Here is a 13,194-nt window from a genome sequence, read left to right on the forward strand (position 1 = left end):
CGCCGACGCCCGGGGCAGGGAGGCCGGCCGCCGTGCGCGCCGGTGACATCGCCGAGCCGTACCCGGTGGTGGGGCTTTCGACGTCCGCCCTTGTGGCGGCCCGGCTGATGGCCCGGGATCGCCTTCCCGGCCTCGTGGTCACCGACGACGACGGGGTGCCGCAGGCGGTCCTGCCGGCGTCGCAGGTGGTGCGGTTCATGGTGCCCGACTACGTGCAGGACGACCCCGCGCTGGCCGGCGTCCTGGGCGAGGTCCCCACCGACCGGATCACCGCGCGACTCGCGGCGACGCGGGTGGCCGACCTGCTGCCCACACACACGGTGGAACTGCCGGTGCTCAAGCCGGAGGACACGGTGATCGAGCTCGCGGCGATGATGGCGCGCCTGCGCAGCCCGCTGTGCGCGGTCTTCGACGGCACGCGCGTCGTGGGCGTGGTCACGGCGGCGCACCTCCTCGCGCTCGTGTGCGGGGAGGGCCCCGCATGATGATCGTCGCGATCATCGTCTTCAGCGTCGTCTACCTCCTGATCGCGTCCGAGCGCGTGAACCGCGTCGCGGCAGCGCTGGCCGGGGCCGGAGTGGTGCTCGCGGTCGGCGTGGTGGGATCGCACGACGCGTTCTTCTCCGCCGAGACCGGCATCGACTGGAACGTCGTCTTCCTCCTGTTCGGGATGATGGTGATCGTCGGCGTGCTGCGCCAGACCGGGGTGTTCGAGTACGTGGCGATCTGGGCGGCGAAGCTGGCCAAGGGGCGCCCGTTCCGGGTGATGGCGCTGCTGTGCGTGATCACGGCCGTCGCCTCTGCCGGGCTCGACAACGTGACGACCGTGCTGCTGGTCGCACCGGTCACCGTCCTGGTCTGCGAGCGGATCGGCGTCCGCCCGGTGCCGTTCCTCATCGCGGAGGCGCTGGCGTCCAACATCGGCGGCACGGCGACCCTCGTCGGCGACCCGCCCAACCTGATCGTGGCCAGCCGGTCAGGGCTCACCTTCAGCGACTTCCTGGTGAACCTCGGCCCGATCGTGATCGTGATGCTGGTGGTGTTCATCGGGCTGTCGCGCGTGCTGTTCCGCAAGGACTTCGTCGCCGATCCCGCGCAGGTGGCGCAGGTGATGGAGCTGGACGAGCGCGAGGCGATCCAGGACAGGGCGCTGCTCGTGCGCAGCCTGGCCGTGCTCGCCCTGGTGCTGGCCGGGTTCACGCTCCACGGGGTGCTGCACCTGGAGCCGTCGGTGGTCGCGCTGCTCGGCGCGGGCCTGCTGGTGGCGATCAGCGGGCTGCCGGCCCGGTCGTACCTGGTGGAGGTGGAATGGGAGACGCTGCTCTTCTTCGCCGGGCTGTTCATCCTGGTCGGCTCGCTGGTGAAGACCGGCGTGATCGACCACCTCGCTTCCGCGCTGGTGACGGCAACCGGCGACAGCGTCCAGGGCGCCATGATGCTGCTGCTGTGGGGGTCCGCCGCACTGTCGGCGATCATCGACAACATCCCGTTCGTCGCCACGATGACGCCCGTCGTCGACCAACTGGTGAGCGGCACCGGCCCCTTCGCCGGCCAGAACGGGCTGTGGTGGGCGCTGGTGCTCGGCGCCGACCTCGGCGGGAACGCGACCGCGATCGGGGCCAGCGCGAACGTGGTGGTGGCCGGCATCTCCAAGCGCAACGGCCACCCCATCTCGTTCTGGGAGTTCACCCGCTACGGCTCGGTCGTGGCCCTGGTCACCCTGGCCATCGCGACGCCCTACCTGCTGCTGCGGTACTGAGGCGCCTGCGCAGAACTGCTCACGGCGCCCCGGGTCATCGACGGGCCCACCTACGCTGGGGCCACCAGTTCTGGAGTCGCCACCCGGGTTTCTTGCACGGACCGGTAGAGATGCGATGCCATGACGCTCGTCGACCCCCAGCCCCACACCCGAGGTTCCGCGGTGCGCGAGGAGCTGGCCCGCCGTACGCGCAGCTTCACCGAGCTGGCCCAGACCGTCCGCGAACGCGGGCTGAACACCCGGACGCGCTGGTTCTACGGCCTGCTGTTCACCGGGCTCTCGCTCGCCCTCGCCGGTGCCCTCACCGGCTTCGTCCTGCTGGGGCACTCCTGGTTCCAGCTGCTCATCGCCGCGGCGCTGGGCGTGATCTTCACCCAGTTCGCCTTCGTCGGGCACGAGGCGTCCCACCGGCAGGTGCTGGGCTCGGGGCCGGCCAACGACCGCCTGGGACGGGTGCTGTCGACCTTCTTCGTCGGCATCAGCTACTCGTGGTGGATGACCAAGCACACCCGCCACCACGGCAACCCCAACCGGGTCGGCAAGGACCCCGACATCGCCCTGGGCAACGTCGCCTTCACCGTCGAGGACGCCACCTCCACCACCGGTTTCCGCGCCTGGGTGGTCCGCCGCCAGGGCTGGCTGTTCTTCCCGCTGCTGCCGCTGGTGGGCCTCGACCTGCACCAGGAGTCGATCCGCTCACTGTTCGCGCGTCGGCACGTGCCGGGCCGGGCGGTGGAGCTCGCCCTGATCGGGGGGCGGTTCGGGCTCTACGTCGGCGCCCTGCTGTGGCTGCTGCCGGTCGGCATGGCGTTCGCGTTCCTCGGCGTCCAGCTCGCCGTGTTCGGGGTCTACATGGGCCTGAGCTTCTCGCCCAACCACATCGGCATGCGGATCGTGCCGGCAGAGGCGCGGCTGGACTTCCTCGACAAGCAGGTGCTCACCTCGCGCAACGTCTCCGGCGGCTGGTGGATGACGACGCTGATTGGCGGGCTGAACTACCAGATCGAGCACCACCTGTTCCCGAGCATGCCCCGTCCCCACCTGCATCGGGCCGCGGCGCTCGTCCGCGAGCACTGCCGCGAGCACGGCGTCGAGTACACCGAGACGTCGCTGGCGCGGGCGCTGGGCATCGTCGTGCGCCACATGAACGACGTGGGGCTGGCCGCGTCCCGCACGTTCCGCTGCCCGACGTCCGCGGCCCTCGGGCGTCCCTGAGGCACCCCTCCCGACCCGTCCGCGGACCCCGCGTTCCGGGGTTCGGGGCCGGGTGTGGGATACTGGACGCCAGGGCGCGACTGTCGCAGCCCGGCATCGCACCACATTCCGCACCGCGCCGGTGGCCAATCATCGAGGACGCGAGCGGACCTGGACCGTGGTGATCACCTTCGTGAAGGAAGCATCCTTTTGTTGCACGCACTCCCCGACCCGGTGACGTTCGCGTCTCTGGGCGTTCCCGCCCGCCTGTCCGAGACCCTCGGCCGCGGCGGCATCACCGACCCGTTCCCGATCCAGTCGGCCACGTTGCCCGACACCCTCGCCGGCCGCGACGTCCTGGGACGCGGACGCACCGGCTCCGGCAAGACCCTCGCCTTCGCGCTGCCGCTGGTGGCCCGGATCGCGCGCCTGGTGCCGTCGGCTTCCGGCCTCGCGCCGTCCAGTCGTCCCGGCGCCCCCCGCGGGCTCGTGCTCGCGCCGACCCGCGAGCTCGCCAGCCAGATCCTCGCCACGATCGAGCCGCTGGCCTCGGCCGCCGGCCTGTCCGCCATGACGATCTTCGGCGGGGTGAGCCAGGCGGGGCAGGTGCGCCAGCTCCGCGCCGGGGCCGACATCGTGGTGGCCACGCCCGGCCGCCTGGAGGACCTCCTGGCCCAGAAGCTGATCCGGCTGGACGCGGTGGCCGTCACCGTGATCGACGAGGCCGACCACATGGCCGACTTGGGCTTCCTGCCCGGCGTCACCCGGATCCTCGCCGCCACCCCCACCGGTACGCAGCGCCTGCTGTTCTCGGCAACGCTCGACCACGGCGTCGACAAGCTCGTGGCCCGCTTCCTCGCACACCCGCTGGTGCACAGCGTGGACACCGCAGAGTCGCCGGTCGCGGCGATGACCCACCACGTGTTCCTCGTCGAGGACGCCTCCCAGAAGCGGCGCGTGGTGCACCAGCTCGCCGGCGGCTCGAGCCGCCGGCTGCTGTTCACCCGCACCAAGCACCAGGCCCGCAAGCTGGCCCGCGAGCTCACCGCCGGAGGCATCCCCGCGGTCGAGTTGCACGGCAACCTGTCCCAGAACGCCCGTGAGCGGGGGCTGAAGGCCTTCGCGGACGGACGGGTGAAGGTCATGGTGGCCACCGACATCGCGGCGCGAGGGATCCACGTCGACGGCATCGACCTCGTCGTCCACGTCGATCCGCCGGCCGAGCACAAGGCCTACCTGCACCGTTCCGGCCGCACCGCGCGCGCCGGCAACGACGGCGAGGTGATCACGCTGGTGCTCCCGGAGCAGCGCCGCGACTTCACCGGCCTGGCCCGCGCGGCGAAGATCACCGCCCAGCCGACCGCCGTCCGCGCCGGTGACCAGCGCGTGGCCGACCTCGTCGGCGCCCCGGCCGCGGCCGTCGACCCGGGACAGGCCCCGTCCGCCGCGGCACGCCAGGGCGAGTCGCAGCCGGCACGCCGTCCCCGTCCGTCGTCGGGAACCGCCCGCAGCACCACGGACGGGCGCCGCTCCACCGCCGGTGGGCCGCGCCGCCCGGGCTCCTCGGTCGGCCGGGCCGACAACGTCGTGGCGATCTCGCGCCAGGGCACCCGGAGCCGCCGCCACACCGGTGGCGGCCGGCGGCGCAGCGCCTAGCCCGCCTGCGGTCGCCCGCGGACCTTCCGCGCACTCCAGACGTTCCCCGCGGCGTCGTGGCGGTAGGTCAGCTCGTCGACCATCAGTTCGATCAGGGCGAGGCCCCGGCCGCTCTCAGCCTCCTCCCCGGGCATCCGTGGCTCGGGGCGCCCGAGGAGGGGTTCCCCGGTGTCGGTGGTCTCCAGGCGCAGCTCGTCCGCGGTGATGGTGAGCGCGACCTCACAGAACACCGGACGGTGCGGGTTGTTCTGGATCACGTTGGTGACCAGCTCGCTGAGCACGGTCTCCATCACCATGCGCTCGGGGACGCTGACGTCACCGCGCTCGGCCCAGACGCGCTCGAGGAAGTCGTGCGCGTCGTCCACGGTGTCCGGCGGGCTGTGGACGACGGCGCTGTAGCTAGTTCCGGAAGGCGTCATCGGCATTCGCATACGGCTTCAGGATCCGGTCGACATTCGACAGCTGGAGGACGAGGGCGACCTGCTCGCCCACCCCGGCGAGCCTCAGGTCGCCTCCGGCCTGTCGCGCGGTCTTGAGCGAGGCGATCAGTGCCCCCAGGCCGGAGGAGTCCATGAAGTCGACCGCCGACAGGTCGACCACCACCCGTGGGCGACCGGACTGGACCGCCCGCGTGACGGTGTCGCGCAGCTCGGGCGCCGCGACCATGTTGAGCCGGCCGTCCGGCCGGATGACGGCGATGTCCTCGCCCACCGGGTCGGTGCGGAATTGCGTCACTTCTCCTCCTCGTGTTCGGGGTACCCCCGGTAGCGGACGGCACCGACCAGCACGGACATGGCGACCAGGTCGAAGCAGACCCAGCCGATGTTGACCAGGGTGCCGACAGGCTCGGCGCCCCACACGGCGAGCCGGACGACTCCGGCCACCACCGCGACCACCAGGGCCGCGGCGGTCACGATCTGCCAGCTGACCTCGCGCAGCGGGCGCCGCTCGGACCGCGTGCCGTCCTTCGGCGTCACCGCGAAGCTGAGGGGCCGTCCGCCCCAGACATTGGCGGCGGCGGTGACGCACGCCGTGATCCACACCGGGAACAGGGCGATGGTGTACTGCTGCCCGCGCCAGGTCGGCAGGCCCCGGGACGCGATCAGGAACAGGAGCTGGTTGGCGACCATGAACGGCAGGAACCGCCAGAAGAACGGCCCGGCGTAGCTGTTCACCGGCAGCACCCCCGCGGTCAGGAACAGCACCGGGGCCACCAGGTAGACCAGGGTCGCGAAGCCGGCCAGGTAGCTCCACATCGTCGAGAAGTACATCAGCCGCTGCGCCGGGCGCAGCCCCTTCAGCGCGAGCGGGTTCTCCCTGAGCAGCACCTGGACCGTGCCCTGTGCCCAGCGCAGGCGCTGGGTGAGGGCGGCCGCGAGGCCCTCAGGGGCGAGCCCCTCGACGAGGATCTCGTTGTGGTACACACTCCTCCACCCGTTCGCGTGCAACCGCATGGAGGTCGCCATGTCCTCGGTCACCGAGATGGTGGCCATCGGCAGCAGGGCCTGGGCCTCGTCGGAACGGCCGACGTCGATGGCGTCGATCGTGGCGCGCACGGCGTCGAGGGCGTTCAGCGGACTCAGCTCCTGCGTGGCGAGACTGCCGACGGTCGTCGCCGACGCGGCGTCGATGCCGTGGTCCTCGATGCCGAGGTCGTCGAGGTCGGCCGCGATGGCCGCCAGGTCGCCGGCGACCGCCGCACGGGACAGCTCGGAGATCCGTTCGCCCAGGACGAACGTGACCTCACCCAGGGGCGCGCCGTTGCCCACGGCCGCGAGCGCGTCACCGACGGCCTCGTGGGTGGCGACCAGCGCCGCCCGCTCGGCCGGGGCCACCGCCCGGCGCGCGGCGCGGCGAAGGATGCCCCGCGCGTCCTTCAGACCGGTGACCACCGCATTCTCCGTCGCGCTGACGTAGCCGAGGATGCCCAGTTCCATGAGCGCCTCGCGCCGCAGGACGGCGTTCGACCCGCAGAAGAAGGATGCGCCCCACCCGTCCTTGCCCTCCTGGATCGGGCCGTAGAACAGGGGCGCCTGGCTGCCGAGCGGGTCGTCGTCGGGGACGTTGTTGAAGTACTGCGGGGTCTGGACGAGGGCCAGCCGCTCGTCCTGCGCGAAGTAGCCGAGCGTCCGGTCGAGGATGTGGGGGTAGGGCACCATGTCGGCGTCCAGCACCAGGATGAACTCGCCGGTGGTCTGCATGAGTGCGTTGTTCAGGTTGCCCGCCTTCGCGTGGCGCGGCTTGCCGGCCCACTCCTCGCCCCGCGTGAGGTAGTCCACCCCGAGCCGGGCCGCGCCGGCCCTCAGTTCGGCCCGGTCGCCGTCGTCGAGGATCCAGGTGCGGTGCGGGTAGGTGATGTCGCGCGCGGCGCGGGCGGTGTCGAGCACCAGCCCGACCGGCTCGTTGTAGGTGGTGATGAACACGTCGACGCCGAGCCCGGCGGGGGCGGCCGGCGGCTCGCCCCGCTGGCGTGACCTCCACACCGTCGTCCCGAAGAGGCTCAGGTCGATGATGCTGTAGGTCTCCGCCAGCACGAGAGGGACGGAGATCCACCAGGCCGACCAGTTGACCGATGCCCACCACCGCCAGACGACGTAGTTGAGGCCGAGCAGGATGGTCAGGGCGATCCAGACCCGGAGGAGGGCGAGCCGCCGCGTCTCGGCGGCCTCCCCCTTGTAGGCGCGCGATCCGGGCGGGGTCATCGGCGCTCTCCTTCCCTGACGAGGTCGCGGTGGATGACCACGGCGGTGGCGTCGTCCACCGGCTCGGCGGACGGGTCGGAGCCGTGGCACAGCGCCTCGGCGAACGCCTGGGGGGTGTCCAGCGCCGGGTCTGCCCTCAGCGCGCAGATCGCGGCCTCCACGTCGGGCACCGATCCTCCCCACCCTTCGAGCACGCCGTCGCTGACCATGAGCAGCGAGTCGCCCGGGGCGAGGGTGAGCCGCTGCTCGGACCAGTCGCCGCCCAGGCCCACCGGGAGGTCGTTCCCGGCGAGGCGCTCGACGCGGGTACCCGCGGCGCGCACGGCGTAACTGAGCCCGTGCCCGGCGTCCGCGAGCCGCACCTCGCCGGTGACGAGGTCGACCGTGGCGTAGCCGAGGGTGACGAAGGCGTTGCTGCGGCCGAGCTCGGAGTCGACGATCCGGGCGCTGTCGGCGAGCGCGTCCGCCGGCCGGCTGGCGGGGTTCACCGAGCGGAGGGCGGTGCGCGTCGCCGCGGCGAGGATGCCGGCGCCGACACCCTTGCCCATCACGTCACCGAGGAACATCACGGCGTAGCGTCCCTCGATGCGCAGGTCGTAGAAGTCGCCGCCGACCTCGCGCGCCGGCACGGCGGACGCGCCGTGCTCCCAGCCCGCCCGCGACGGCAGCTCGGCCGGGGAGAGCGCACGCTGCACCTCGGCGGCGCGCTCCAGTTCCCTCGCCGCCTGCTCGCGCGCCCGGACGGTGTCGGAGACGTCGAGGAACTGGACGGCCAGCGTGCCCGGGCCGGCGTCGAGGTCGAGCGGCACGACGCCCATCTGGAACTGGCGGCCGTCCGCCGCCTCGAGCTCGAGCCCGAGCTGCCCGGACCGCCCGGCGAGGACGGTGGAGGTCGCGCGCGCGGCGGCGACGACCCCCAGCAGCCGCTCGAGCGCCCGCTCGCCGTCCGCCAGCGCAGGCAGGAGGCTCTCCGCTGCGGCGTTGTGGCGCTGCACCAGCCAGCCGGAGTCGTCCCTGGCGAGCACGAGCATGCCCGCCAGCGAGGACTCGAAGTTGGTGCGGTAGACCTGCTCGCTCGCGACGAGCCGCTCGGTCGCCTCCCGCTCGCGCTGCACGGTGATCGAGATCACCAGCACGATGGCGACCATGGCCAGTTCGAAGGCCTGGAGGAGGGTCCCGCCGACGGTCGGCCCGAAGCGGGGGAAGGAGAAGGGACCCGAGCCGCTGGCGCTGCCGTAGGACGCCACCGCCGCGATCCCGAGCATCTCCACCAGCACCCAGCGCAGGGGGAGGGTGAGCGCAGCCCACACGGGCGGCACGATCACCAGGAAGGAGACCGGGAGATCGTGGTTCGCCACGAACACCAGCAGGCTGACCAGGAGTGCGAGCAGGAGCTGGAGCGCCAGGTGCGCCCTCCGGACCGGGCGCGACACGACGGGGAGCCGGAGGAAGAGCGGCGCGACCATCAGCATGCCCGCCGCGCGGCGCGGTCCCGCGGAGAAGAGCTGGGCGACCGCGCCGGGGACGTCCCCGGTCGCGAGCGCGGTGGCGGCGATCGTGACGTCGTAGGCGGTCGCTGCGGCCATCACCGCCAGGAGAAGCATCGCGAGGTCGGCGTAGGAGGCGAGGCCGGGGGACTCGATCCCGCCGGCGCGCAGGATCATCGCCCCGATCGCCACCTCCACGCCGGCTGCCACCGACGCGGCGACACCGAGGGTGACCGAGGAGTACTGGACGAGGTTCACGCCCAGGAGCACGAGCGCGACCGCCACGCTGACGAGCCACAGGTGCCGGCGCGGCGTGCGCACGGCGAGCCCCAGCGCCAGCCCCGAGGCCGGCCACCAGATCGCGGCCACCGCCTCGGCCGGCCGGGTGAGCACGGAGAACCACCCCAGCGCGAAGATCCCGAGCAGGATGGCCGCGGGCACGACGACCGCCGGCGGCGCGAGTCGGCGCACGGTGGCCGGGAGGTGAGCTCTGGGGGTGACGAGCACGGGAGAATCATCGCGCACACAGCCGCCGGCCGCGACGGAATCGACGACAATGGAACACACGCCTGACCACGCCGTTCACCTGTGGCGCAGGCGCGGGTCCTGTCAGCCGGCGGTCCAGCTCTCGACGTTCAGGATGTTCCCGTCCGGGTCGTCGAACCACACCGCCCGGTACTGGTCGTCGCCGAAGGTCGCGACGCCGTCGTCCCAGGTGATGCCCTCCATCTCGAAGGTCTGGAAGGAGACCCCCCTGCTGCGGAGTGCGCCCACCTCAGCGTCGAAGGACGCCACCGGCACCTGGATCGACATGGCCGTGGCCTTGTTGGTGCCGGCGTAGGCGGACGGGTAGACGAAGAACGAGCCCGATCCGGCGGCGTAGAACACCCCGTCGGGCACCTCCGAGCGGACCGGGAAGCCGAGGACTCCTTCGTAGAAGTCCCGGGCACGCTTCAGGTCAGTGACCGCGAGCGTGGGTACCGGGGCGTAGTCGGCGAGCATGGCACCTCCCACGCGGACCGGGCGACCGTCGTCCGGTCGGCACTTCACGGTAGGTGCGGCGCCGCCCGCCGCCAATGCGACCTCTTGCGTAGCGGCCTCCCGCCCCGGGACGGGGTCAGTCGCGTCGCGCGATCGGGTCGCCGGGCGCGCGCTCGCGCCGGGCCAGCAGGACGAACGGAAGCGCGAGGGCCTGGATCGCCGCCGAGGCCACCAGGGACGCGGGGTAGCCGGCCACGTCCGCCACCCGTCCCAGCGCGGGCTGGGCGACGACCCCGCCGGCCGAGCCCATCAGCGAGTCGAAGGACAGCACGGTCGCGCGCTGGGCAGACGGGATGGCGGCGTTGATGTAGGACTGCCGTGCCGGGGCGGCCAACGCCGTGACCAGCGACCATGCGGCGATGAGGCCCACCGCCGCCCAGAACGAGCCGACGAGGCCCACCAGGGCGAGCAGGCCGAGCCCGACGAGACCCGCGGCGAAGAGCGCGTCCGTGCGGCGCCGGAACACCCATCCCAGATGGGGCACGAGCAGGCCGCCGGCGATCTGGGCGGCCGCCACCAGCGCCGTGGCGACGCCAGCGACGCTGTAGGCGGTCGGGTCGCCGTAGAGCTGGAGGAGCAACGGCTGGAGCGCGTAGAACACGTAGACGCCGGTGCCGGCGGTGAAAGGCGCGGCGAGCATCAACCAGCGGACCGGCCTGTTGCGCAACCCTCCCTCGACCGCCCCTGCGAGCACGGTGCGGACGGCGGCCAGCGGCCGCTGGCCGTGCCGGGTGAAGCCGAGGTCGCGCATGAAGCGCCAGGCGACGACCAGCGTCACGCCGAGCAGCCCGGCGCGCACCAGGTAGGGCACGCCGAGGTCGGTGGCCTGCGCCACCACCCCGCCCAGGGTGGAACCGGTGAGCATCGCCGCCCCCGCCACCACCTGCGCGCGGCCGAACACACGGTCCAGGCCCTCGGTCACGCCGTGGGCGTGCAGCGCGTCCACCAGCCAGGCCTCGGTGGCGCCGGAGAAGAAGGTGAAGCCCAGGCCGATCAGCAGCGACGACACCGCCCAGCCCCACAGGGGGGCCCGCAGGTCCCACATCAGCAGGTAGAGCAGGGTGGAGGCCAGCAGCATCGCGGTGCCGAGCAGGAACGAGTAGCGGCGGCCACGGGTGTCGGCGACCACGCCGGTCGGCACCTCGAAGACGACCATCCCGAGGGTGTAGAAGGCGTTCGCGACGAACGCCTCGGTGTTGGTGAGGCCGGCGTCGAGCAGGAAGAGCGTGTTCACGCCCCAGATGAAGGACGCGGCGAGCGTGGTCAGCAGCGTGAGTACGAGGTAGAGGCGCTGCACGCCCCTCGCACCCCCGCTCATCGGGCAAGGCTAACCCGGGCTCCTGACGAAGGCACCCCGGGACGCGTGCCTCAGCGCTCGTGCCGGAGGTCGGACGCGGCGAGCAGCCCCACCTCGAAGGCGCGGGAGAGCAGGTCGTTGCGCCCGTGGACGTCCAACTTGCGCCGCAGTTCGGCCTCCTGCTTGCGCAGGGTGTTGACCGAGACGAAGTCCGCCGTCGCGATCTCCGCGAGGGAGAGCCCTTCGGCCAGGCGGTGGAGCAGCGCCTGCTCCCTCGGCGTCAGGTGGACCGGGAAGTTGCCCCACCAGCGCTTGTCGACGAGCGCATCGAAGGCGCCGTCCGCGACCGCCCCGGCCAGCAGGCACCCGCCGCCGAGGTGGCCCGGGTCGTGGTGGTCGAGCAGCCGCGCCCGCAGGTCGGCGGGCAGCATCGCGAACGGGAGCAGGCTGTTCGCCTCCTGGCAGACCAGGCAGGCCGCCTCGACGAGGGCGTCGACGGTGCGCGCGTCCGCCTCCCCCAGCAGCCGGGCCGCGGCCTTCACCACCTCCAGGTGCGCACGCTCGTGCAGCGGGACGCGGAGCGAGTACAGGCCTTCGTCCGCGACGGCAGCGGCGGCGTCCACGTCGCGGGCGAACAGGTTCAGCCGTGCCTTGGGCACGAGGGCCAGCAGGGGCTCCTGCTCCTCGAGGTCGGCCAGCCCCCGGCGCGCCCGGTTCACGGCGCCGAGGCTGAGCAGCAGCTCCACCCGCGCGCGCAGGATGAGGGGGCCCCAGCCGCCGCGCAGCATCCCGGCGTCGTCGGCGGCCGCGACACCCGCGTCGAACTCGGCGAGCGCCCGCTCGGGCTGGCTCCACAGGATGCTCCAGAAGCTGCCGACCCACAGCTGCATCGGCGCGTAGCCGAAGCGGCGCAGAACGGGGCTCGCGCCGGGGCCGTCCCACCGCAGGACGGCCGGGTCGCCGCGGCGCAGGAGGCGCTGGTCCTGGAGCAGCCGGGGCAGCGCCGCCATGGGCAGCACCCACTCGGCCGCCGGGCACCGGTGGTCGCCGTGCTCCTCCACGAACCGCATCGCCCGCCGGTACTCCTTCGGGCTGCCGACCATCAGGCCGGTGATCGCCAGCGCGAGCGCGCTGATGAACCCCGACACGTCGCACTCGGGGCTCCAGTGCATGCCCAGCTGCGCGTGGCGCTTGGCCTCGTCCCAGTCGCGCCGCAGGACCGCGGTGGAGCTGGCCGCGGAATGGAAGAACGAGGCCACCAGCGGCGAGGGGGGCGTGGCCTCCCGGATGCTCCGCACCAGGAGGTCCTCCACATCCAGCGCGGTGGCCCACGCCACGTCGAGCCCGGGGTCGCGGAGCGACCCGGCCATGCTCATCTCGGCGAAGAGCCTCATCGCCCCCGCTGCGACCGCGTCGTCGACGGTTCCGCGCCGTCGCCACTGGCCGTGGAACGCCCACCCGTCGGCGATGACGCAGCGCACCTTGGCGTCCAGTTCCGCGTCCACCCCGCCGTGCCCGGCGGACGCGCAGAACGCCGCCGCCTGGCCCAGCACGGGCCGCTCGGCCCGCACGCCCTCCGGGAGGTCGCCCAGAGCGCGTTCGGCGAGCGGCGAGGTGAACAGCGAGCGGGGCGGGAACCGCAACCAGACCCGTTCCAGCGCCTCCCAGTCCGAGGCCTCCCGCGCCCACACCGCCAACTGCCCGGCCAGGCCGGTCAGCCCGGCGGAGACCCCGGCACGGACGAGGTCGGCCCGCACGGCGTCCACGCCGCCGGGACGCTCTTCCAGCGCGGCGACCATCGCGTCCTGGACGGCCGGGTCGAGGCGCAGGGTGGTGCCCGCCGGCGCGCCGGGAGACCCCAGTCCGGACGCCGCCAGGCGATCGATCACGCCTCCCCACCCGCGCGGCGGGACGCTCTCGCCCGCCGTGGCCGCCGCCGCGGCCAGCACCTCGGGCGTGACCTCCACGGCCAGCGCCGTCCGGTCGAGCCACAGTCCCAGCCCCCGGGATGAGGCGATCTCCGGCCAGGTGGGTGACGGCACGCGCCCACTCTCACCC

The 13,194-nt window shown here is 73.0% G+C and carries 11 protein-coding genes; 4 read left to right on the forward strand and 7 right to left on the reverse strand.

Features of this window, described 5'->3' with window-relative positions:
- The first annotated feature begins 32 nt into the window (after nucleotides 1-32).
- The 4 genes from ACFQQJ_RS02195 (at nucleotide 33) to ACFQQJ_RS02210 (ending at nucleotide 4,609) form a co-directional block, all read left to right on the forward strand.
- Nucleotides 33-485 (forward strand): CBS domain-containing protein, encoded by a 453-nt coding sequence (locus ACFQQJ_RS02195; protein WP_377103616.1) that lies wholly within the window; start codon nucleotides 33-35, stop codon nucleotides 483-485.
- Nucleotides 482-1,759: an ArsB/NhaD family transporter gene (locus ACFQQJ_RS02200; RefSeq protein WP_377103618.1), complete on the forward strand. Its 1,278-nt coding sequence runs from the start codon at nucleotides 482-484 to the stop codon at nucleotides 1,757-1,759. The genes ACFQQJ_RS02195 and ACFQQJ_RS02200 overlap by 4 nt, the downstream gene beginning before the upstream one ends.
- Nucleotides 1,760-1,879: 120 nt before the next feature.
- On the forward strand, nucleotides 1,880-2,974 hold the full coding sequence (locus ACFQQJ_RS02205) for a fatty acid desaturase family protein (RefSeq protein ID WP_377103619.1): 1,095 nt from the start codon (nucleotides 1,880-1,882) through the stop codon (nucleotides 2,972-2,974).
- A gap of 192 nt (nucleotides 2,975-3,166) precedes the next feature.
- Entirely contained in the window at nucleotides 3,167-4,609 is a 1,443-nt protein-coding gene (locus ACFQQJ_RS02210) for a DEAD/DEAH box helicase (protein ID WP_377103621.1), read from the forward strand.
- Here ACFQQJ_RS02210 and ACFQQJ_RS02215 read toward each other — a convergent pair.
- The 7 genes from ACFQQJ_RS02215 to ACFQQJ_RS02245 all read right to left on the reverse strand — a co-directional run bounded on the left by ACFQQJ_RS02215 (nucleotide 4,606) and on the right by ACFQQJ_RS02245 (nucleotide 13,178).
- Complete coding sequence (locus ACFQQJ_RS02215; RefSeq protein WP_377103623.1) at nucleotides 4,606-5,034, reverse strand: ATP-binding protein; 429 nt, start codon at nucleotides 5,032-5,034, stop codon at nucleotides 4,606-4,608. The genes ACFQQJ_RS02210 and ACFQQJ_RS02215 overlap by 4 nt on opposite strands.
- Entirely contained in the window at nucleotides 5,009-5,344 is a 336-nt protein-coding gene (locus tag ACFQQJ_RS02220; protein WP_377103625.1) for an STAS domain-containing protein, read from the reverse strand. Before ACFQQJ_RS02220 ends, ACFQQJ_RS02215 begins: the two co-directional genes overlap by 26 nt.
- A complete protein-coding gene (locus ACFQQJ_RS02225) occupies nucleotides 5,341-7,311 on the reverse strand; it encodes a glycosyltransferase (RefSeq protein ID WP_377103627.1) in 1,971 nt (656 codons plus the stop codon). Before ACFQQJ_RS02225 ends, ACFQQJ_RS02220 begins: the two co-directional genes overlap by 4 nt.
- Nucleotides 7,308-9,305 carry a SpoIIE family protein phosphatase gene (locus ACFQQJ_RS02230; RefSeq protein WP_377103629.1) on the reverse strand — a complete coding sequence of 666 codons (1,998 nt, stop codon included), beginning with the start codon at nucleotides 9,303-9,305 and terminating at the stop codon, nucleotides 7,308-7,310. The genes ACFQQJ_RS02225 and ACFQQJ_RS02230 overlap by 4 nt, the downstream gene beginning before the upstream one ends.
- A 102-nt stretch (nucleotides 9,306-9,407) precedes the next feature.
- Nucleotides 9,408-9,800, reverse strand: a complete 393-nt coding sequence (locus ACFQQJ_RS02235) for a VOC family protein (protein ID WP_377103631.1) — start codon at nucleotides 9,798-9,800, stop codon at nucleotides 9,408-9,410.
- Nucleotides 9,801-9,915: 115 nt separating this feature from the next.
- Nucleotides 9,916-11,157, reverse strand: coding sequence for an MFS transporter (locus tag ACFQQJ_RS02240; protein ID WP_377103633.1), 1,242 nt, complete (start codon nucleotides 11,155-11,157; stop codon nucleotides 9,916-9,918).
- A gap of 50 nt (nucleotides 11,158-11,207) precedes the next feature.
- Complete coding sequence (locus tag ACFQQJ_RS02245) at nucleotides 11,208-13,178, reverse strand: LuxR C-terminal-related transcriptional regulator (protein ID WP_377103635.1); 1,971 nt, start codon at nucleotides 13,176-13,178, stop codon at nucleotides 11,208-11,210.
- Between the last annotated feature and the right edge of the window lie 16 nt (nucleotides 13,179-13,194).

It is taken from the genome of Propionicimonas sp. T2.31MG-18, assembly GCF_964266745.1.
GTDB lineage: Bacteria > Actinomycetota > Actinomycetes > Propionibacteriales > Propionibacteriaceae > Propionicimonas.

Bases quoted from the DNA above. Each gene is read 5' to 3' on its own strand.
- ACFQQJ_RS02240 (WP_377103633.1), bottom strand. From the start codon at position 11,157: ATGAGCGGGGGTGCGAGGGGCGTGCAGCGCCTCTACCTCGTACTCACG.
- ACFQQJ_RS02205 (WP_377103619.1), top strand. From the start codon at position 1,880: ATGACGCTCGTCGACCCCCAGCCCCACACCCGAGGTTCCGCGGTGCGC.
- ACFQQJ_RS02235 (WP_377103631.1), bottom strand. From the start codon at position 9,800: ATGCTCGCCGACTACGCCCCGGTACCCACGCTCGCGGTCACTGACCTG.
- ACFQQJ_RS02225 (WP_377103627.1), bottom strand. From the start codon at position 7,311: ATGACCCCGCCCGGATCGCGCGCCTACAAGGGGGAGGCCGCCGAGACG.
- ACFQQJ_RS02200 (WP_377103618.1), top strand. From the start codon at position 482: ATGATGATCGTCGCGATCATCGTCTTCAGCGTCGTCTACCTCCTGATC.
- ACFQQJ_RS02215 (WP_377103623.1), bottom strand. From the start codon at position 5,034: ATGCCGATGACGCCTTCCGGAACTAGCTACAGCGCCGTCGTCCACAGC.